At 43.2% G+C, this 22162-nt stretch carries 15 protein-coding genes; 1 reads left to right on the top strand and 14 read right to left on the bottom strand.

The window, feature by feature from the left end:
* Positions 1-26: 26 nt before the first annotated feature.
* The 9 genes from gltB to J500_RS03220 all read right to left on the bottom strand — a co-directional run bounded on the left by gltB (position 27) and on the right by J500_RS03220 (position 12644).
* Entirely contained in the window at positions 27-4508 is a 4482-nt protein-coding gene (gltB, locus tag J500_RS03260; protein WP_004991746.1) for a glutamate synthase large subunit, read from the bottom strand.
* A 442-nt stretch (positions 4509-4950) separates the two neighbouring features.
* On the bottom strand, positions 4951-5811 hold the full coding sequence (locus J500_RS03255) for a hypothetical protein (RefSeq protein ID WP_034698130.1): 861 nt from the start codon (positions 5809-5811) through the stop codon (positions 4951-4953).
* A gap of 13 nt (positions 5812-5824) precedes the next feature.
* Positions 5825-6907, bottom strand: coding sequence for a 3-dehydroquinate synthase (gene aroB, locus J500_RS03250; RefSeq protein ID WP_004994367.1), 1083 nt, complete (start codon positions 6905-6907; stop codon positions 5825-5827).
* 32 nt (positions 6908-6939) lie between these two features.
* Positions 6940-7482 (bottom strand): shikimate kinase AroK, encoded by a 543-nt coding sequence (gene aroK, locus J500_RS03245; protein WP_004994368.1) that lies wholly within the window; start codon positions 7480-7482, stop codon positions 6940-6942.
* A 36-nt stretch (positions 7483-7518) separates the two neighbouring features.
* Entirely contained in the window at positions 7519-9651 is a 2133-nt protein-coding gene (gene pilQ, locus J500_RS03240; protein ID WP_125624944.1) for a type IV pilus secretin PilQ family protein, read from the bottom strand.
* Between the two features lie 62 nt (positions 9652-9713).
* Positions 9714-10238, bottom strand: coding sequence for a pilus assembly protein PilP (locus tag J500_RS03235; protein WP_034698127.1), 525 nt, complete (start codon positions 10236-10238; stop codon positions 9714-9716).
* Positions 10238-10951 (bottom strand): type 4a pilus biogenesis protein PilO, encoded by a 714-nt coding sequence (locus tag J500_RS03230; protein WP_004994371.1) that lies wholly within the window; start codon positions 10949-10951, stop codon positions 10238-10240. The genes J500_RS03235 and J500_RS03230 overlap by 1 nt, the downstream gene beginning before the upstream one ends.
* Positions 10948-11586 (bottom strand): PilN domain-containing protein, encoded by a 639-nt coding sequence (locus J500_RS03225; protein ID WP_004994373.1) that lies wholly within the window; start codon positions 11584-11586, stop codon positions 10948-10950. The genes J500_RS03230 and J500_RS03225 overlap by 4 nt, the downstream gene beginning before the upstream one ends.
* Positions 11586-12644: a pilus assembly protein PilM gene (locus J500_RS03220; RefSeq protein ID WP_004994375.1), complete on the bottom strand. Its 1059-nt coding sequence runs from the start codon at positions 12642-12644 to the stop codon at positions 11586-11588. Before J500_RS03220 ends, J500_RS03225 begins: the two co-directional genes overlap by 1 nt.
* Before the next feature lie 163 nt (positions 12645-12807).
* On the opposite strand from J500_RS03220, the gene ponA reads away from it, so the two are divergent.
* Positions 12808-15381, top strand: a complete 2574-nt coding sequence (gene ponA, locus J500_RS03215) for a penicillin-binding protein PBP1a (protein WP_004994377.1) — start codon at positions 12808-12810, stop codon at positions 15379-15381.
* A gap of 48 nt (positions 15382-15429) precedes the next feature.
* Here ponA and J500_RS03210 read toward each other — a convergent pair whose 3' ends face one another.
* From J500_RS03210 to ftsI, 5 genes are read right to left on the bottom strand one after another with little or no spacing between them, the layout of a single operon-like run.
* Positions 15430-16233 carry a putative RNA methyltransferase gene (locus J500_RS03210; protein WP_004994379.1) on the bottom strand — a complete coding sequence of 268 codons (804 nt, stop codon included), beginning with the start codon at positions 16231-16233 and terminating at the stop codon, positions 15430-15432.
* Between the two features lie 54 nt (positions 16234-16287).
* Complete coding sequence (gene mraY, locus J500_RS03205) at positions 16288-17406, bottom strand: phospho-N-acetylmuramoyl-pentapeptide-transferase (protein WP_004991766.1); 1119 nt, start codon at positions 17404-17406, stop codon at positions 16288-16290.
* Entirely contained in the window at positions 17407-18813 is a 1407-nt protein-coding gene (locus tag J500_RS03200) for a UDP-N-acetylmuramoyl-tripeptide--D-alanyl-D-alanine ligase (protein ID WP_004994380.1), read from the bottom strand. It lies immediately after the preceding gene.
* An 11-nt stretch (positions 18814-18824) separates the two neighbouring features.
* Positions 18825-20324: a UDP-N-acetylmuramoyl-L-alanyl-D-glutamate--2,6-diaminopimelate ligase gene (locus J500_RS03195; protein ID WP_004994382.1), complete on the bottom strand. Its 1500-nt coding sequence runs from the start codon at positions 20322-20324 to the stop codon at positions 18825-18827.
* An 11-nt stretch (positions 20325-20335) separates the two neighbouring features.
* A complete protein-coding gene (gene ftsI / locus J500_RS03190; protein ID WP_004994383.1) occupies positions 20336-22162 on the bottom strand; it encodes a penicillin-binding protein PBP3 in 1827 nt (608 codons plus the stop codon).

Below are 22162 nucleotides of genomic sequence, written 5' to 3'. Positions count from 1 at the left end.
CTGCCTATGTATATGCAGTAGTGGAATTATTGAGGATCAGCTTGAGTTGCTTTCAAAAGCGTGAGCAAATTAGCAGCTTTTGGTTTTACAAGCCAGAACTTCCGACTGTAAAAATCGAACTCATTGCGGATCTTATACGCCCAAGCACTACCTGTTTCTTTAATGTGTTCATCCAGAATACGAAGCAGGAATTGTTGATGCTCTTCCATCGACTCCGTCGAGATACGAGTCAGGTCAATCAACTCATGGTTGTAATAATCAACAAAGTCATTATCCAGATCGAGTACATAAGCAAAACCACCTGTCATACCCGCACCGAAGTTATGACCGACTTTACCGAGCACAGTCACAATCCCGCCTGTCATATATTCACAACAGTGGTCGCCTGCACCTTCAATCACGGCAAACGCGCCAGAGTTACGTACTGCAAAACGCTCACCCGCCGTACCTGCTGCAAATAACTTACCGCCTGTTGCACCGTACATACAGGTATTACCAATAATCGCAGTATGTTGGGTCTGGAATGGTGAACCTTTTGGTGGGAAGATCGACACTCGACCACCTGCCATCCCTTTACCAACGTAATCGTTGGCATCACCTTCAAGTTTGATATGCAAACCACCTGCATTCCACACACCCAGTGACTGACCTGCTGTACCTTTTAAGTTCATGATGACTGGATGTGATTCCATGTCCAGATTGCCATAACGACGCGCAATCTCACCAGAAACACGTGCGCCAATTGAACGATCACAGTTGCCGACTTCAAAATTAAACTCACCACCTGTACCCGCTTCAATGGCAGGAAGCATTTCTTCCACCATACGCTCAGCCAGCAAGCCTTTATCAAATGGCTCATTGCCCTGAACTTCACAGTACTGTGCCTTGCCTTGTGCCGCAGGATGTGACTGCAACAATGGTGTTAAATCAAGATGTGCATGTTTATCAGTTTCACCCGGCAATACTTCAAGTAAATCCACACGACCAATCAAGTCTTTCAGGGAAGCAACACCCAATGCAGCCAACCACTCACGGGTTTCTTCAGCAATGAAATGGAAGAAATTGATGAGCATTTCAGGTTCACCAATATAGTGATCCTGACGGAGTTTGTCTTGTTGTGTTGCAACACCCGTCGCACAGTTATTCAGGTGGCAAATACGCAAGTATTTACAACCCAATGCGATCATTGGCGTAGAACCAAAACCAAAGCTTTCAGCACCCAAAATCGCGGCTTTTACGACATCCAGACCAGTTTTTAAACCACCATCTGTTTGTACACGAACTTTACCACGCAGATCATTGACACGCAGTGCTTGATGCGCCTCAGACAGACCAAGCTCCCACGGCGAACCCGCATGATGAATGGATGAAAGTGGAGACGCAGCTGTACCACCGTCATAACCAGAAATGGTAATAAAATCGGCATAGGCTTTGGCAACACCTGCGGCAATTGTCCCGACACCCGGTTCAGAGACTAGCTTGACTGAAACCATCGCTTGAGGATTGACTTGCTTCAAGTCAAAAATCAATTGTGACAAGTCTTCAATCGAATAAATGTCATGATGCGGCGGCGGAGAAATCAAGGTAACGCCCGGAACTGAATAACGCAAACGTGCAATTAAGCTGTTTACTTTACCACCCGGAAGCTGACCACCTTCACCCGGTTTCGCACCTTGTGCAACTTTGATCTGTAAGACTTCTGCTGAAGTTAGATAAGCAGGAGTTACCCCAAAACGACCCGATGCGATCTGTTTAATTTTCGAGTTACGAATCGTGCCATAACGCGCAGGATCTTCACCACCCTCACCTGAATTCGAACGACCGCCAATGGTGTTCATGGCAATCGCAATCGCTTCATGCGCTTCTGGTGACAATGCCCCTAATGACATCCCCGCTGAGTCAAATCGTGGCAAAATTGCCTCAACCGATTCAACTTGCTCAACAGGAATTGAATTCGTGGTTTTGAGCTTGAATAAATCACGGATCGTCGCGATTGGGCGGCTATTGACCAGTTCCGCATATTCTTTAAAGTCAGCGTAATTACCAGAACGTACCGCTTTGTGTAATGCATTGATCACATCTGGGTTAAAGGCATGGTATTCCTTACCGAATACAAACTTCAGCAAACCACCCTGATCAATTGGCTTACGTGTTTTCCATGCCAAATCTGCGAGTTTTTTCTGATCATTTTCAAGATCAACAAAAGTTGCACCCTGAATACGGCTTGGTACACCAAGGAAGCATTTATCCACCACTTCTGATGATAAACCCACTGCTTCAAAAAGCTGTCCACCACGATAAGACGCGACTGTTGAAATCCCCATTTTAGAGAGAACTTTCAATAGACCTTTATCAATACCTTTGCGGAAGTTGGCTTGGGCATGTACTGGATCACCAAGTAACTCACCTTTTGCGATTAAATCATTGATCACATCATAAGCAAGGTATGGATAAACTGCCGTTGCACCAAAACCGAGCAATACTGCAAATTGATGCGCATCACGTGCAACACCCGTTTCAACAATAATGTTGGCATCGGTACGCAAACCCGTCTGAATCAAATAATGGTGTACTGCGCCTGTTGCCAAAGCCGCATTTGCAGGTAAATAACCCTGACGCAAATTTTTATCAGAAAGGATCAATAACGTTTGACCATCACGAACTGCCTGTGCAGATTCCTCACAAATACGATTGACCGCAGCTTGTAAGCCTTCTTCTTCACGATAATTCAGATCAATTTCTGCAATCTCATAACCTGCGCGGTTTAAATTGCGTAATTGATGCATTTTCGAATTTGAAAGTACAGGGCTTGAGATAATCAAGCGATCTGCATGTTCTGGCCCTTGCTCGAAGACATTCTGTTCACGACCTAAACAGGTTTCAAGTGACATCACAATCGATTCACGTAATGGATCGATCGGAGGATTGGTCACCTGTGCAAATTGTTGACGGAAATAATCAGAAACATGGCGAACCTGACGTGATAAAACCGCCATTGGCGTATCATCACCCATTGAGCCTACTGCTTCCTGACCACTTTCAGCAATCGGACGTAGCATCTGGTCACGTTCTTCAAACGTCACCATAAACATTTTCTGAGCCGTCTTTAGCTCATCGCCAGCCAATCCCTGCTCAGATAGTTTTTCTTCAAGCTCAGGGTCTGCCTGTAAGCGCAACGCGTGTTCACGCAACCACTCACGATATGGACGCATTTTTTTCAGATGTGTGCTGACATCATTGGTGTCGAGTAATTTACCTGTAAAGGTATCGACTACCAAAATTTGACCTGGGCCGACACGACCTTTAGATACAACATCTTCAGGTTGGTAGTCCCACACCCCAATTTCAGAAGCAAGGGTAATATAATCATTTTTGGTAATCACCCAGCGCGCAGGACGTAAACCATTACGATCCAGCATACAAATCGCATGACGACCATCTTGGATCACCAGACCCGCAGGTCCATCCCATGCTTCCATGTGTTTAGAGTTAAACTCATAAAAGGCACGTAAGTCTGCATCTAGAGTTTCAACATTTTGCCATGCAGGTGGAACCAGCATACGTAAGCCACGGAATAAATCCATGCCACCGCCAACCAGAATTTCAAGCATATTGTCTAAGCTTGAAGAGTCTGATCCAGTACGGTTTACAATTGGATTAAGCTCAGTTAAACCTGGTAATAATGGGTTTTCAAATTTCGGTGTCCGCGCTAATGCCCAGTTACGGTTAGCGGTAATGGTGTTGATTTCACCATTGTGCGCCAAATAACGAAACGGCTGCGCTAACGGCCAACGCGGTAATGTATTGGTTGAGAAACGTTGATGGAACACCACGATATGTGAAGTCAGACGTTCATCCGCTAGATCTGTATAAAAGTCAGCAATTGCTGCTGGCATCATCAAACCTTTATAGCTGATCACATTTGAAGACAAAGTCGTTACGTAGAATGAGCTATCGTTTTGTAATTTTTGTTCAGCACGGCGACGCGCCAAGAATAACTTACGGTTGAATTCAACCTCAGTCACGCCCATTGGACAGTTTACAATAATTTGTTCAAAGACAGGTAAAGACTGGAGTGCAATTTCACCCAATACATCGTTATTGGTTGGGACAACACGCCAAGCCAAAACTTTTAAGCCTTCTGATTCAATTTCCTTGTTCAGGGTATTTTTTGCGTGCTGTGCCAATGCAGGATCTACATTAAGAAAAACCGTACCCGCAGCGAAAATCTCACTCAACGTGATATCACTAAGCTTTTTCGCTTCATCACGGAAAAAAGCTTTTGGCATAGCCAGTAATAGACCGCACCCATCCCCTGTTTTACCATCAGCGGCAATACCACCACGATGCGTCATGCAACTTAAACTGTGAATTGCGGTTTGAACAAGGTGGTGACTTGGTTGGCCCTTCATCTGGGCAATCAAACCAAAACCGCAGTTATCTTTAAACTCATCTGGTTGATATAAACCTTGAGCGGGAGCTACAGTATGAGGCGATGGCAAGTGCATAGCGTACCCTTCTTTCAACATGGCTCTTTCGAGCATAAAACGATCAATTTACTTCGCGACGTTGTCTATTACTCACGTAAAGCTAAATGTTTTACAATCCATTTTTGCATTACTATCTGACTATACGCCCTTTGTGGCAAGCAGACAGCAACTTTCTTGGCAAAAACGTTTTGAGTTATTTCGCACTGTTTTATAGCAGTTTAAAACGACGATTTCGCATACTAATTAAAAGATTAAGCTCCAAAATAGGGACAAAGTGATCAATTAGCGCATCGATAATGCAAAAATAATGCCAATACCAATTAGAAATAACTAAGTGATTTAATTATAAAAGATAATTAATTTTGTATTTTTGTAACGCCTTAAAATAAACTTAAATTTTGAACCAACATTGTGCAAAATAATATTTGAGATTAATACATGCACTATTTTTGTGCATGTATTAATTAAATGGATCACTTATTTCGCGTTCATTGTTCCGCGAAGGACGATTTTCCACATTAGGGGTATTAGGTGCAGTACTACTTGGATTTAGAGAAGAAACATTATTTGATTGGCGCTGCACACCGACCACATTCCCGTCTTGATCACGCTGAGTGACTGTTGTTGAGGTCGTTGGAGCAGCAGGTGCAGACTCAACGGAGGGAGTTGGTGATACAGGGGCGACAGGTATCGGTGCGTTTCTTAGATTAACGCTATAAAGTTGCCCTGCGCTGCCCTTAATTTCTTCAGAACCTAAATCATTAATCAACGGCAAATAATTAGCTAAAGACACTGCCTTCGGGTGTACTGAAGCAGGGAATTTCAGATTTAATTGCGATAATTGATGCGTTGCATCCGCTTCACGATTAAATATCCCATAGGCTAGAACGTATTGTTCTTCCTGATTTTCCCCACTTAAACGAAAGTAAATGAAATTTTTACGGTCAGACTGACTCTTTAAATAGTTTTTAATAATATTTTCATTAGACGAACGAAATAACTCAATGGTCCAGTTCCGCTGATTTTCCTGCATAAACTTGGTACCACGAAACTCTGCCTCATGATTTCCTGCGGTAATTACACGCATAGTTAAATCTAAGGGTCTGACTTCATCAGACAAAGTCCCCAAATTTGTCGTCGCGGTCACTTTCTGTGGCTGAATCTGAGACTGTGTTTCAACAATATCTTGTTTTTCGACTTGTACCACTTTATCTGAACTGGTGATCGCCCAAAAGATCAGCGCCAGCAATAAGCACAGCAGACCAAGCACTAGCCAACTATAGTGCTGAATATTCTGCCACAGCGTACGTGATACCGTCATATTACACCCAATCTCACTCTGCCTGATTTTCCAAAATAACCTGTTTCATTTTCTCAACATCAAATTCTTTGGTAATGACAGCCTGACCCAGTTGTTGTAACAGTACCAATCTCAACTGTCCATTCAGAACTTTTTTGTCGTGTGCCATATAAGACAAAAACTCATCCAATGGAATTTTCGGACATGATATCGGCAATTTTGCACGTTGAATGATATTTTTTGTACGCTGTAAATCTTCAGCGGAAATCCAACCCATGCGCTGTGACAAATCAGCCGCCATGACCATTCCCGTTGCTACAGCTTCACCATGTAGCCATTTACCATAACCCAAATAAGATTCAATCGCGTGACCAAACGTATGTCCCAGATTTAAAAGCGCGCGCTCACCCTGCTCTTTTTCATCGTTCGCCACAATCCTAGCCTTATGCGCACAAGAACGATAAACCGCTTGAGCCAATAGACTTTCATCACCTGCAAGTAAGCCATCCATATGCTGTTCTAACCAAGCTAAAAACTCAAGGTCACCCAGCAATGCATATTTAATCACCTCGGCCAGCCCAGCAGACAACTCACGTGCTGGCAAAGTACGCAACTGTGCCATATCCGCCATGACGATCTCAGGCTGCTTAAATGCGCCAATCATATTTTTGCCTAAGGGATGATTAATCCCTGTCTTTCCACCGACGCTAGAATCTACTTGAGAAAGCAAAGTAGTTGGCACCTGAATAAAATAAACCCCTCGCTGGAAACAGGCTGATGCAAAACCTGCCATATCGCCAATCACGCCGCCGCCCAATGCCAAGACAGTACAATCACGATTGAAACCCGCTTCTAACAATGCATCAAAAATAAGGTTTAAATTTTCAAGATTTTTATATTTTTCACCATCAGGCAGCACACATGTCGCCACTTTTTTACCCAAAGATTCTAAATCATGGACATAATGGGACAAATACAGTTGTTCCAATGTGGTATTGGTCACGATCATCACTTGCTGACCTTTAATATAAGGTGCCAACAATGTTTTTGGGTCTAACTGACTACCAATAAAAATAGGATAACGACGCTCACCGAGTTCTACATGAAGTGTTTGCATGAAACTTTAATGCCAATAATAAAATAAATAGCCTAGTGAGATTCTGCTGCCAAAATCACACGTAAAATATGCTGTGCCAATTCTCGTGCAGCCCCTTGATGTGTTTCTATCACATAATGTGCAACTTCACGATACAGAGGATCACGAATTTGAAGTAGATCTTTGAGTTTTTGCTCTGGGTTTTCAACCTGCAATAATGGTCGATTTTTATCCCGATAGGTACGCTGTAATTGTAATTCTACAGGCGTATAAAGATAGATCACAATACCGCGGTTTTTCAAATAAGTGCGGTTTTCGGCTTGAGTCACCGCACCACCACCTGTAGCCACAACCAATTGTCTACGTTGGGTTAACTCATTAATGACTGTTTTTTCCCGCGAGCGAAAACCAATCTCACCTTCTTTTTCAAATATCCACGGAATACTGGCTCCAGTTTTACGCTCAATTTCATGATCACTATCCAGAAACTCGCGCCCCAAAAGCTCAGCCAAGTGCCGTCCTACTGTTGTTTTTCCTGCTCCCATTGGCCCCACCAAATAGATATTTGGCAGAGCTCTAAACTCTTTGCCTAGCAAGGAGTCACCTATTGTATAACTTGAATTAAACTTATATTACTGATTTCTCACCTGAGTGTCATTAACAATTCTCGGGGTAACGAAGATCAACAACTCTTGTTTATCGTCCTTTTTAGAGTCTTTTCTAAATAAACGTCCCACCCAAGGTAAGTCTCCCAAGAACGGCACTTTTGTCTGTTGATTGGTTGTAGTCTGTTCAAATACCCCACCCAGAATCACCGTTTCACCATTATCAACCAACACATTGGTATTAATGGTGTTTTTATTCAAGATCAATTCACCATTCGGTGCTTCTCCACCAATAGAGTCTTTGGAGATATCCAATAGCATCTGGATTTTACCATCAGGTGTAATACTTGGTGTGACTTCAAGGCTGAGTAAAGCTTCTTTAAATGAAGTGGTTGCAGTGGAACCCGCCGCAGAGTTTGTGGTGGACTGATAAGGTACTTCCTGCCCCGTTGCAACTTTGGCAGTTTGTTTATCGGCAGTCATGACTTTTGGCGTTGAAATCACTTCACCATAACCATCTGCTTGTAATGCAGATAATTCCAAATCCAGCATAAAGTCAGACAAACTAATTAAGCCAAAGGCAATTTTACTCGCACCCGCTGAAGTGACACCTAAATCTACATTCAGGTTATCTGGTCGTTCGATGGTGTATTTACCATCGTCATCAGGATCACGTAAATTCCATAAAGTGGTTTCACTACCACCAACCAATAAATCATTATTTTTAGTAATGCCCTGTGAAAGGACACCCCATTTTACGCCCATTTCTTTGGTAAACGAGGTGCTTGCTCTCACAATCCGCGCCTCCACCATCACCTGCTTAACACGCACATCCAATAAATCAATCATTTTACGAATCTGATCAATTTTCTGTGCAGTATCATTAATGATTAAAGTATTGGTTCGTGGATCAATCGACACAGTTCCTCTTGGACTCAGCAAACTACCAACACTATCACCTAGCGGCTCTGAACCACCTGAATTTGATGAACCTGAACTTGAGCTGTTTTTACCTTGGGTCATCAATTTTTCAATATCTGCCGCCTTAGCATAACTGAGTTGAATATATTCAGTTTGTAATGGCGCAAGCTTGACGCTTTGCGCAATCGCTTTGGCTTCTTCTTCTTCAGCTTTGGTTAATTCAGTAACAGGCGCAATCCAGATCACATTACCGCTACGGCGTTTATCCAGATTTTTAGTTTTTAAAATAATATCTAACGCCTGATCCCACGGTACATCCTTTAAACGTAGAGTAATATTGCCCTGTACTGAATCTGCCGTCACCATATTGATATCAGTAAAATCTGCCAATAACTGAAGTACACGACGCACTTCAATATCCTGGAAATCTAGAGAGATTTTTTTACCACTATAATTTGGCGTAGAACGTGCGCCTAACTGATTACGATCCACTGGACGTTTAAGGCTTAAAGTCAGTTTATTTTCTGCCTGATATGCCATATATTCATAGCTACCAGCAGATTGCACCACGATTACCCCATTGCCGCCTTCATTATAGGCATCCACACTCGCAACTGGCGTAGCAAAATCATTGACATTTAAACGTCGCGCTAAATTGGTTGGAATTTTATTTCCTAGCATACGCACAACAATTTTACTGCCTTGTTGTTGTACATCGACAGGCGTATTACTGCCAAGCAAATCGATAACAACCTGACCTTCGCCCTGCGAGCCGCGCTGAAAACCAATATTAGAAACCCCTTGCTGAATATTCGTTGCCGCTGGCATAGCAACAGCGGCAGGAGTCATTACTTGTTGGGCACTATTAATCTTTAAAATAAAAGTATTGCCTTCAACACGAGTGGTAAATGCACCCGCATCTTTTAAATTGACCGTTAGACGCGAACGCTGTGCATCAGACATGACATCGACACTGCTGGCTTCGTTGGTTGCGACCGCAATAGTATTTTGTTTAAGACCCAGCTGAGCCTTATCAAAATCCAAAATCAGTCTAGATGGCTGTTCCATTTGATATGCTTGTGGTTGCGGTGGCAAACCATTGAACATCACACGGATTTCTGTCCCCTGTCCTGCGATATTCATGGGCACAATATTGGTAATACTGACCTGCGCACTAGCCACTTGCATGATTGCAAATGCAACCGCACCCATTGAAAACTGTCGAACTGTATGATTCATTGACTCACCATCCCCAATCAGAAATTTTTTTAAACCCTTTTTCATTGTTATTCCTTTCATACTTAAGGCTCAGGCCCAATCAGAACCAAGGTACGCGGACGCTCAACATAACCATCTCGACCATCTGGTACAATTTCAACCAAATCAATTTGTGTCGGACTGATTCCGACAATTCGCCCTTGATTCATTCCCATATAGCTTCCAACCTGAACCCGCTCAACTTGCCCATCAGGTGTCTGAATTAATGCAAGAATCTTTCCATTTTGGCTACGCATACTGCCTTTCATATTTAAAGATTCGAGTGCGTAGCTTTCAAGTGGTTGCGGCTGACGATTAAAGTTAGGATAACCCCGTTTCCCTGCCATAATTTTGAGTTCAGCTGCCAAAGAGCTAGGTAAAAATGGGCTTTTCAACTGCATGGCTGAATAGGTAAAACTCGGCACAGGCGTGAAAACAGGTGCTGGCTCAATCGGCAAAGGTGGCTGATTACGAATGGCTGCCATTTGTTCATTTACAGCGTCAATACGTGAATCACAACCAACCAAACCACAACATACGATTGCCATGAAAATACTATGTTTTTTCATTATTTTGCCCCCGCTGCAACTGGAGCAGAAGCACCACTCGCCTGATCATCCGCACCTATATATCGATAGGTTTTTGCTTTCAAGGAATAACTAATTTCAGGAATATCTGCTTTTTCTTTAACCTGCTTTCCTTCAATAACAAAATCATGCAAAGTCACAATACGTGGTAGTGCTGCAATAGCACTCACAAATGCACCAAAGGCATGATAATCCCCAGTCGCGTCAATCGAGATCGGCTGCTCAATAAAGAATTCTTGTTTAACTTCATTTTCCAGACGAATATTTTTAAATTTAAGTCCAGAATTTACCCCTGTCATATTGATATCTTCAACCAGACTTGGAATTTCTGTTTCTTTTGGAAGTTGTGCCAATTGCTGGTTAAAATTCGATTCCATTTCCTGCAATTGAACCTGATATTGCTGCAAGTTACGTAATTTTGAATCCTTTTCACGAAACTCGTTGAGCAAATTCTGCTCTTGTGCCTGAGCTGTTGAGATCGCATCCAGTTTAGGCTTAATGGCTAAAAAATAGCCCAAAGCACAGACGGCGAAGAAAATAAAAATCCAGCAGGTAATCTTAACTGAGAGTGGCCATCCCCCGTAGTTATTCATATCCAGCGTATTAAACTGCTGAAGAAATTTATCTAAGGTCAATTTCTTTTTCTTTGGTGCAGCAACTTCAGGATCTAGTTCATTGAATTCATCACGACTCATTGTGCTGCCCCCGTATTTGAACCTGATTGATCGTTATTATCTTCTGTAACTGATGCCCCAATTTCACCCAAATCTGTGGTCACAACGAAAGTGCCATAACTTTCTTCGACGCGCGGCACCACAGAGCTTTGATTCTGATCTTTTTTATCATCTGCCGCCAAGAAGGAGTTCATAAAGGCATTACGATACCACGGCGAAGCCTCTAAGTTACGCAACAACTCTGCAACAGTATTTGGACTTTCCGCCTTGCCTTCAATGGTAAATTTATCGCCTGTACGACTGAATTTGGTCAGATACATATTACTTGGTGTTACCCGCACCAATTCATCAATCAAGCGAACCGTTACTGGACGTTGACCTTCCAAACCTTGAATCAGCTTCATACGCTCTACAATCGCATTTCGACGCTCTTGTAAGCCATTCAGTGATTTCAACTGCGTATCCAGATTCTGGTTAGTGCTGACAACCAATTGATTGGCTTGTTCTTGATCATTAAGCTTATGATCATAAAACAACCAAGCCAAGACCACAGCCACTACCCCAAGTACTGCAACCGCAGCACTAAATGCAATAAATTGTTTCTTGCGCTGCTCTCTTAGCTCATCACGCCAAGGGAGTAAGTTAATCTTTGCCATTAATCAAAACTCCTCAATGCCAGACCGCATGCCACCATTAAAGAAGAGGCATCATTTTCAATTTTTTTAATATCAACCTGAGGAGAAAAACCCATTTGTAAAAACGGATTGGCTGTGGTAACGCGATAACCTAATTTTTGTTGTAAAAGTTTTGCCAAACCAGGAATATTGGCATTGCCTCCAGCCAATAAAATATGGTCAATTTCATTAAACTGTGAGGAAGAAAAGAAAAATTGTAAAGATCGTGCAGCCTGCTGAACCAATGCTTCTAGGAAAGGTTCAAGCACTTCAGTATCAAAATCATCAGGTAAAGAGCGTTCTTTTTTAGCACGACCTGCTTCTTCAAAAGATAAACCGTAACGTGTCTGAACGTCCTGCGTCAGTTGCTTTCCACCGAAAACCTGTTCGCGGGTATAAATGATCTTGCCATTTTGCATGACCGAAAGTGTGGTCATGGTATGTCCGATATCTAAAATACCGACGGTATTAACACCCATCGGTAAAGTATCAGCAAATACCCCGAAAGCCCGTTCCATTGCGTAACTTTCGACATCAGCAACTTTCGGTGTTAAACCTGCAAGCTCAAGCACTTCTACACGTGTTTCAACGTTTTCGGTACGGGTTGCAACCAATAAAACATTGACTCGTGCAGGATTTGCCAAACGATCAGGCAGCACTTCAAAATCCAGACTAACTTCGTCCAGTGGAAAAGGGATATATTGCTCTGCATCCATACGGATTTGAACTTCACGCTCATCATCCGTCATGTCCGCATCCATTTCGATGATCTTATGAATCACCATGGAAGTCGGAATCGCAATAGCGGCATTGGTCGATTGCGGGTTGGCCAAGTTAATCACTCGCTCCAACGCATCCCCGACTGCTTCCGGGTTGAGAATGTTCTTCTCAACCACGCTATTTTCTTGTAAGGGTATCAATGCATAGCTTTCTACCCAGTAGCGACCGTTTTTTACAGAGAGTTCTAATAACTTAACAGAAGTCGAACTAATATCGACCCCTACTAACCCCTTATTTGGTTTACGATATAACATGCGCACGATAGCATTATCCTATTATTTTTTTATCCCCAAACAAAACAACAAGCTGATCTCGGTCTCTAATTTTATACGGATACAATAAGGCATCTAACAATCCGCATGTCTAAAGGATATACTGACCATCAATTCGTTTGCTATTAGCTCTTATTAAAACTTACTTGTTATGAAAAAGCTATCCAGTTCAGGTCATGTTCATCCATTTTTTTTGGTACTTATCATTATTTTAGTCTCAGTTCCAATGGGTTTTTATGGCATGTATCTCTATATTGCGCCATCCCTACCTGAAATGAGCTCTTTAAAAAAAGCTCCTTTACTAAAACCATTACAAGTTTATACAGCTGATAATGAACTTATATCAGAATATGGTGGCAAACTTTCTGTACCCGTAGAATACGATCAAATTCCACCTACTTTTATTCATGCCTTTCTTGCAGCAGAAGATTCTTCTTTTTTTGAGCATAGTGGCATCAGCTTTAAAGGTTTAGGTCGTGCAGTCAGTGAAACCATTACAGGTTCTGATGTGCAGACAGGTGGTTCTACGATTACCATGCAGGTGGCCAAGAATTATTATTTAAGCCCAGAACGCACTTTAAAACGCAAACTTACCGAAATCTTTCTAGCACGCAAAATCGAACAAAACCTGAGCAAAGAAGAAATTTTGACGTTGTATGTCAATAAAATCTTTTTAGGTAAAAATGCCTACGGTATCGCCGCTGCTGCAAAAATTTATTATAACAAAACATTAGATCAACTCAGTATTGCAGAAATGGCCATGCTAGCAGGTTTACCTAAAGCACCGTCACGTTTCAATCCTGTTGCGAATCCTGAACGAGCTTTAGAACGTCGTAACTGGATTTTGGGTCGTATGCTACAACTGGGTTATATCACTCAGGCACAGTATCAAACTGCAGTTGCTGAACCCATTAAACTTGATATGCCAGACCGTGGAATTGCTAATCGTTTTCCTTATGTTGGTGAAATGGTGCGTTCTGAACTGGTCGAAAAATTTGGTGAACAAGCCATCGATTCTGGATATAAAGTTTATACAACCATTGATAGTAAACGTCAGGCTTATGCCGAACAGGCAGTTCAGGATGGTCTGGAGGCCTATGATCGTCGTCATGGTTGGCGTGGCGCTGAAGCACACGATAAACCTTTAAATTCATTTGTAGCTTATGCCAATACCTATCCTGCACAAGTCACCAAAGTCAATAGTTCAAGTTTTGAAGCCTTAATGCAGGATGGATCAACGGTCACTGTTCCTTGGTCAGGCATGTCTTGGGCACGTCCTTATCAAAATGCCAATAGCGTAGGAGCAGCACCAAGCCGTGCTTCACAGATCGTTAAAGTTAAAGATATTGTCCGTTTACGCCCAAGTGCAGAAAAAACCTCTTGGGCGTTAGTACAAATTCCGCGTGCGCAAGGACAACTGATTGCTTTAAACCCAAATGATGGTGCGATTGAAGCGATTGTCGGTGGCTATAACTTCTATCAATCCAAGTTCAATCGTGCGTTACAAGGTTGGCGTCAGCCTGGTTCAACCATCAAGCCATTTATATATGCATTAGCATTAGAACGTGGCATGACACCCTATACAATGGTCAATGATAATCCGATTAGTATTGGTCGTTGGTCACCAAAGAACTCAGATGGTCGCTACTTGGGGATGATCCCGTTACGTCGTGCCTTATATTTATCCCGAAATACGGTCTCTGTACGCTTACTACAAAGTGTTGGCGTTGAGCGTGCGCGCCAATTACTCATGGACTTCGGTTTACAGGAAAATCAGATTCCACGTAATTTTACGATTGCACTTGGAACGCCACAGGTACTTCCTGTGCAAATGGCGACGGGTTATGCCACCTTTGCCAATGGCGGCTATCGTGTACAACCTTATTTTATTAGCCGTATCGAAGATGCTTACGGTAAAGTGATTTTTGAGGCTAAACCTGAATACGCGTGTATTTCGTGTATTAATGAGACTGAAAACACTGTTACGGATGATGAGCAAAAAGCGCAAACGCCTGATGATGAAGTGATTGAAGTCACTAATCAAAGCATGCAGGCAGAAGCAACAAACACAGCGTCACAAACCCAAGCAACAAGTCATTCTGGTGATTATCGTCAGGCGCAACGGATTTTAAAATCCAGCTCGGCCTATGATATGGCCAATATTTTGCGCGATGTAATTCAACACGGTACAGGACGTGCAGCACTCAAAATTGGCCGTGATGATTTAGGAGGTAAAACGGGTACAACCAACGATGCTAAAGACGCATGGTTTGCAGGTTTCAATGGCAAGTTAGTTTCTGTAGCTTGGGTAGGCTTCGATCGTCCAACCACATTAGGTCGACGCGAATATGGGGGTATCGCAGCACTGCCAATCTGGATTAACTTTATGGATAAATCCTTACAGGGAACTACCTCTTCGTGGGTTCAATTGGATAAAAATGCTAAAGCGCCAATTTCCCGCGAACAGCTAAGTCTTCAGGAAAATAGCAGTAAGAGCCGTACAGATCGCACTTCACCACCGCTCGCACGTCCACTTTATGTGCCTGCCCCAGCAGCGCCTGCTCGAACATCGGATAATGATTTTGCTGACTTGCCAGGTGAAGAAATTCTGATTCCGTCAGAACAGACACCACCATCGCTCAATCAAAATCAGCCAAATCAACCTAAACGTGCTGAGGCTGCTAAACGTGATGCACTTGAGGGCTTAATCAATCAGGTGACCTAAATTTACTCATCCTTTAGACTTGCCTTAAAGCCATCTTTCAAGATGGCTTTATTTCTTTTGGAAAAGATACATTTGAAAATGCGCTGTAAGTTCAAACTGGGTTTGCTGTTCCAATTGCTGTCTTTTTTCAGGCTTGGCTTTATAGGCATAGGGTGTCATTGCAATTAGATTTTTCAACTGATCCTGATCCAAATCAAACTGGCTCTCGACATGTTGTTGCAAGACCAACTCAAAATCGGACTGTAATTGCTCAACAAACTTATTGGGCTGATGGGGTTTTACTTCATCAAATAGCGCTTCACGCAACGCATATAAATGCTCAGGCGCAGGCGTCACCACCAATAAATAGCCTTTTGGTTTTAAGACTCTTAAAATTTCATCTTTCGGAATCGGGCTAAATAAGCTGGTACAAATATCGATACTTTGATCAAGTACAGGTAAGGTTGCGCCTGTCCCCACCACCCAAGTCACTTGAGCGTTAAGCTTAGCCGCACGTTGAACTGCCGTTTTTGCGATATCTAGTCCGATGCATTGCTGAACTTGTTGCTGCATTGCAGACGTGTAATAGCCTTCGCCGCAGCCAATATCCAATAATGTATGCAATTGCAGTTGCTGCAATTGAACCACGACTGCATCACGTAAAGGCTGATAAAAACCTTCGGATAGAAAAAGACGACGTGCCAATACAGACTCAGGTGTATCTCCGGGTGTTTTACTGTGCTTGTGTTGAACCACATGTAAATTTACATAGCCTTGTTTGGCCAGATCATAACTATGCCCTTGCTCACATCGCCATGTGCACCCGATCAAATTTAAAGTCTGACGACACACTGGACACATCAACACACTCATGATTTTCTCTCATATAAAAAAAGCCAGCTTTGCTGGCTTTTTGAGTTTTTCAGCTTAACGTAATTTTAAAGTCATTAGACCTAAAACCACCAGCATAATGGTGATAATCCAGAAGCGAATCACCACCTGCGTTTCTTTCCAACCCTGTTTTTCATAATGGTGATGCAACGGCGCCATCAAAAATACGCGTTTATTACGCATCCGTAATGACCCAATTTGCAGAAAGACTGAAATCGCTTCCATCACAAATACGCCACCCATAATCGCAAACACGATTTCCTGACGTACCATGACTGCAATCGTACCCAGCATTGCACCGAGTGCCAATGCACCGACATCACCCATAAAGATTTGAGCAGGATGTGCGTTGTACCATAAAAAGGCTAAGCCCGCGCCGACCATTGCGGAACAGATTACCACCAGTTCAGAAGTGTATTTGACATAAGGAATATGCAAATAGTTGGCAAAACGGATATCACCCGCCAGATAAGCAAACACCCCCAAACCTGCAGCAACCATCACAATCGGCATAATCGCCAAACCATCCAGACCGTCGGTTAGATTGACTGCATTAGATGCACCGTTAATCACAAGGTAGGTGAAAATAATAAACGCAATGCCTAAAGGTACTGCGGATAATGGAATGGATAGATTTTTGAAAAATGGAATCAACAAATCCAGCATGTTCGCAGTATGAATCGGATTCGGCTGATGAATCGCGATCACATACAATGCAATCCCTGCTCCAAGTGAAGCCAGCGATGTCCAGAAAAACTTTTTACGTGCAGGCAAACCCGCATTGTCTTTATAGCGGATTTTAATCCAGTCATCCGCCCAGCCCACGGCACCAAAGACCACCATGACTCCAAGCACAATCCAGACATATGGATTGGATAAATCCGCCCAAAGCAAAGTACTGATCCCAATCGATAAGAGGATCAGCACGCCTCCCATGGTCGGTGTACCCATTTTTTTGGCATGGTTTTCAGGTGCGTAAGAACTCACCGCCTGACCATATTTGAGTGCCTGTAATTTACGGATCATCACAGGGCCAAGTAACCAGCCAATCGCCAGTGCCGTCAATATACTGAGTAAAGAACGCAGGGTTAAATATCGAACCACCTGAAACGAACTGTTATAGCCCGCAAGATGTTCAAATAGCCATAACAGCATTTAGAGTTTCTCCATCAAATCTGCCATCAACGTTTCCATGTGGGTATAACGAGAGCCCTTAAACAGGAAACTCATTGACTCGGGTTGATGTTGTTGAATTAAATTCGTTAAAAAAATCAGCGCGTCTGCTTGCGTTGCAAATGCTTTTAATTTTGAGGCATGAACACTGTGTGAAGCCCCTTGTAAAGCCGCTTGAGCAAACTCACCCACCGCGACAATTAGATCCAAAGGGTAATCGACCAGATCACGTCCTAAATCATGATGCTCTTGCACACTTGCATCACCTAACTCACCAATATCGCCCATGACCATGACTTTAAAGCCAGTCTGCTGACTGAGTACTTCAGCCGCAGCACGCATAGAGGTGGGATTTGCATTATAGGTATCATCAATAAAGAGATATTGCTGATGCTGAATAAAGTTCAGACGACCTTTTGCACCTTTGGCCTGTTCTAGCCCCTTCACAATATCATCCAGTTGAACCCCAATGGCAAGTGCAAATGCCGCCGCCGCAGTTGCATTCTCTACATTATGCAGACCTGCAAAAGGCAGATGAATCTCTGCGATACCTTGCGGTGTATGTAATGTAAACTGACTGGATTGTGCATTAAGTTTAATATCAGTTGCAAAAACATCACCACCTTCTCCAAAAGAAAGTTGCTGTGCAGTTTGTACAGCCTGACGAATTTTCGCGGTAAAATCATCATTTGCAGGGATAATCGAGCTACCCTCTGGCGCAATATGCGCATAAATTTCCGATTTCGCACGGCAAATGCCTTCACGCCCACCAAATTCGCCCAGATGCGCAGTCCCGATATTCAGAATCCCTGCCACCTGTGGCTGTACCAAACCAGAGGTATAATCAATTTCACCCTGATGGCTCGCACCCAGTTCCATCACGGCATATTGATGTTCAGGTTTGAGTTCAAGCAACATCATCGGTACACCCAAATCATTATTGAGATTACCGCGAGTGACTAAAGTCGGTGCAAGTAGTCCGAAAATACTGCCCAACATTTCTTTGGTCGTGGTTTTGCCGCTACTTCCAGTCAATGCAATGACTTTTAAATCTGGATATTGCGCACGACGATAAGCACCTAAATGACCCAGCGCCAGACGTGTATCCGGCACCACAAGCTGAGCAATATCAACATCTATAGGACGCTCAACAATCACCACCTGACAACCATGTTGAGCCACTTGTGCAACAAAATCATGTGCATCAAAGCGCTCACCTTTCAATGCTAAAAAGGCATCGCCGGATTCGGCATGACGCGAATCGGTTAAAATCCGTTTGATGGATTGTGTAGGCGGCTTATCTTGATACCAATAACCATGTGTTGCCTGTTGCAACTGTTCAGCCGTCCATGGAGTCAACTCTACCGTACTGGTCGTCGATGTATGCATAAAACTTAAACCTACTGTGCTGGATATGCGCGATGAACAGAATGTGCCTGCGCATCAATTGCAGCCTGAACCTCTACGACATCATCAAACCAGTGTCGCACTCCATCAATTTCTTGATAATTTTCATGTCCCTTACCCGCAATCACCACAATATCGCCATTTTTGGCTTCATTCACGGCAAATTTAATCGCTTCACGGCGGTCTCGAATTTCAAAGACATGATGTAAGCTAAAATCTACGGCTTCACGCATATCTGCAAAGATTTGATTCGGATCTTCGGTTCGAGGATTATCAGAAGTCAACACCACAGGATCCGCCCCTTCCAATGCTGCTTGCGTCATCAATGGTCGTTTGCCCCGATCACGGTCTCCGCCACAACCAAAGACCGCCCAAAGCTGATGCCGAGTATGTCGTTTTAAGGTAGTTAACACTTGGGTTAATGCATCAGGGGTATGTGCATAATCCACCACAAATAAACGCTCACCATCGCGAATTACTTGCATCCGTCCCGGCGCACCTTGAAGCTTAGGCACGGTTTCAATCAATTCAGCTAGATCGAATCCCGCAGCTTCAACCGCAATCAGACTCGCAATCAGATTTTCCACGTTAAACTGTCCCAAAAACGGACTTTGAATCTGGAAAATACCACGCGGACTGCGCAATTGAATCTCTGCACCATGCAACTGATAATTGACCGCCTGCACCAGATAATCTGCGCTTTGATTTTGCAGGGAATATGTATAAATTTTAGGTTGAGATGGATTGTTTTTTGCCACCTTGAGCATTAAATTTGCGTAATCATCATCTAAATTAATCACCGCAACTTTCAGTTGTTCAAATGCAAATAATCTAGATTTCGCTTCAGCGTAGGCTTGAAGCGTTCCATGATAATCCAGATGATCACGACTTAAGTTTGAATACACGGCTATTTCAATTTCGCAACCATTTAAACGCCCTTGTTCAAGGCCATGCGAGCTGGCTTCGAGTGAAGCGAAAGTCGCGCCCTGTTTGGCATAATCATGCAACAAGGTTTGCAGTTGCAAAGCATCCAGCGTGGTATGTGTCGATGGATTTAAATGCGGCAAAATACCATTCCCCGTCGTACCAAACACCGCACAACGCTGTTGTTGCAAGCTGATTAACTCTGCCATCAAACGTGAAATGGTGGTTTTACCATTGGTGCCCGTCACAGCAAGGATACGCGCAGGTTTTACTGGATCAGTTTTTTGCAGATAATCACGCTGCCATCGGCCCATTTGCAAACGCACATCTGGACACACCCACTCATTGGCAAGCCCCAGAGGCTGCTCACTAATAATTCCCAAAGCACCAGATTCAAGTGCTTTTTGCGCAAAGCTCAGAGTTTTCTCAGGCTGGGAATAACTCGTCAGCGCAATAAAAATTTGCCCCGTCTGAACTTTACGGCTATCTAGATTAAATCCAGAAAATGGCTGTTTTAGCCATTCAATATCCAGTGCTTTAGTATAAATATCTTGAAAAGAAATCGACATAATTCACCTGATTACTGAATGGTTGGGGTATCGAGTGGTTTATCTAGCGGAACATTCATCAACCGCAATGATTCCTGCATAATCTTGGCAAATACAGGCGCAGCCACCAGACCACCGTAATAACGACCTTGTGGATTTTCCACCACAACAATAATCGCCAGACGCGGATCACTGACTGGTGCAACCCCTGCAAATAGTGCACGATATTCATTATTAGAATAGCCCTTACCATCTGCGCGTAGTTTATGCGCCGTTCCTGTTTTACCACCGACACGATACCCTGGAATATTGGCTTGTCGTGCCGTACCACCTGGCATGGTAACTTGCTCCAACATCAATAAAACTTCATCAGCAATCTTAGGTGATAACACCTGTTCACCTTTTGGAACTTCATCCAACTTACGCAAGCTCAAAGGCATTTTCAGGCCGTGATTGGCAAGCATGGCATAACCTTGTGCCACCTGCAAAATGGTGGCATTTAAACCATAACCATAGGCCATGGTCCCCAATTGTGACGGATTTAGACGGTTAGCAGGTAATAATAGACCACTACTTTCGCCCGGGAATTTGACTGCTGAACGCTGTCCAAATCCAACACGACGAAAGAAGGTCGGTAAGGTATCTTTTGGTAAAGACAAAGCAATTTTGGCAGAACCCACGTTCGAGGATTTAATAATTACGCCACTCACCGTTAATGCACCGTAGTTATGCGTATCCCGAATGGTATGCCAACCCAGTTTCATCGAACCCGGCGAGGTATTGACGATCGTATTTGGGGTGTATTGTCCTGTTTCTAGCGCTGCTGAAACAGTAAACGGCTTCATGGTAGAACCTGGTTCGAACATATCAATCGCACCACGGTTACGCATGGCATCTTTATTGGACAGACCCTTTTTGTCATTTGGGTTATACGATGGCCAACTGCTCATCGCCAAAATTTCACCCGTTTTCACATCGACTGCAATTGCAGACGCAGAACGTGCGTTGTTGGCCACGCCAGCTGCGGTGAGTTCACGATACATAATATATTGTAAGCGTGAGTCAATACTTAAGGTAACGTTTTCACCCGGCTGAACTTCTTTAATCACTTCTGAAATTTTGAGACGATTGCCGTGTTTATCACGAATGATTTTCTGCTCACCGTCAATTCCTGAGAGTTGTTTATTGAGCTGCATTTCCAGCCCTTCAATCCCTTTGCCATCATTGTTGGTCAGGCCAATAATCTGTGCATTGGGCTGTGGCTGTGGATAGTAGCGCTTATAGTTTTTTTCAGTATAAACACCCTCAAAATTACGCTTTGAAATGATATCTGTCTGCTGTGGCGGAACTTCTTTTTTCAACACCAGATAACGTGAACGAGGACGGTCATTCATCATTTTCTTTAAACTGGCTCGATCCATACCCACAATATCTGCTAATTCGTCCAGATTTAGATTCTTATCAGGCAGTTCTCGTCTTAAACGACGTGCGTTTTCGGGTTCTTTTTTAATTTTTTCCGAAATATCTTCATATTGTTTTTTAGCTTCAAAATAATCACGCGGATCAATCACCACATTCATAATCGGGGTACTAATCGCCAAAGGTACACCATGCCGATCGCTAATCACGCCGCGCATCGCTTTTAACTGTTCAGTACGCAAAATATTGGCATTGGCTTTATTTTGTAAAAAGTCTTTATTTACTACCTGAACATAGAATGCCCGCGTCACCAAAACCACAAAACACAGGAATACCGTGACCCAAAGTAAATAAAAACGCCACATATCAAAAGCAAGGGTGGGCTTTTCAGTAATGGACTGCTGTTTTTTTCGTGTTTGCTTAATGCGCTTATCTACCAT

Origin of the sequence: Acinetobacter sp. 479375 (assembly GCF_000581715.1) — a bacterium.
GTDB classification, from domain to species: domain Bacteria; phylum Pseudomonadota; class Gammaproteobacteria; order Pseudomonadales; family Moraxellaceae; genus Acinetobacter; species Acinetobacter ursingii.
This window is presented reverse-complemented; position numbering and strand designations above follow the sequence as displayed.

What these genes read in the sequence shown, in the direction of transcription:
- J500_RS03235 (WP_034698127.1), bottom strand. Translation starts at nt 10,238, where the DNA reads ATGAAAAAACATAGTATTTTCATGGCAATCGTATGTTGTGGTTTGGTT.
- pilQ (WP_125624944.1), bottom strand. Translation starts at nt 9,651, where the DNA reads ATGAATCATACAGTTCGACAGTTTTCAATGGGTGCGGTTGCATTTGCA.
- mraY (WP_004991766.1), bottom strand. Translation starts at nt 17,406, where the DNA reads ATGCTGTTATGGCTATTTGAACATCTTGCGGGCTATAACAGTTCGTTT.
- J500_RS03255 (WP_034698130.1), bottom strand. Translation starts at nt 5,811, where the DNA reads ATGACGGTATCACGTACGCTGTGGCAGAATATTCAGCACTATAGTTGG.
- J500_RS03230 (WP_004994371.1), bottom strand. Translation starts at nt 10,951, where the DNA reads ATGAGTCGTGATGAATTCAATGAACTAGATCCTGAAGTTGCTGCACCA.
- J500_RS03200 (WP_004994380.1), bottom strand. Translation starts at nt 18,813, where the DNA reads ATGCATACATCGACGACCAGTACGGTAGAGTTGACTCCATGGACGGCT.
- ponA (WP_004994377.1), top strand. Translation starts at nt 12,808, where the DNA reads ATGAAAAAGCTATCCAGTTCAGGTCATGTTCATCCATTTTTTTTGGTA.
- J500_RS03225 (WP_004994373.1), bottom strand. Translation starts at nt 11,586, where the DNA reads ATGGCAAAGATTAACTTACTCCCTTGGCGTGATGAGCTAAGAGAGCAG.
- J500_RS03210 (WP_004994379.1), bottom strand. Translation starts at nt 16,233, where the DNA reads ATGAGTGTGTTGATGTGTCCAGTGTGTCGTCAGACTTTAAATTTGATC.
- J500_RS03195 (WP_004994382.1), bottom strand. Translation starts at nt 20,324, where the DNA reads ATGTCGATTTCTTTTCAAGATATTTATACTAAAGCACTGGATATTGAA.
- ftsI (WP_004994383.1), bottom strand. Translation starts at nt 22,162, where the DNA reads ATGGTAGATAAGCGCATTAAGCAAACACGAAAAAAACAGCAGTCCATT.
- aroB (WP_004994367.1), bottom strand. Translation starts at nt 6,907, where the DNA reads ATGCAAACACTTCATGTAGAACTCGGTGAGCGTCGTTATCCTATTTTT.
- gltB (WP_004991746.1), bottom strand. Translation starts at nt 4,508, where the DNA reads ATGCACTTGCCATCGCCTCATACTGTAGCTCCCGCTCAAGGTTTATAT.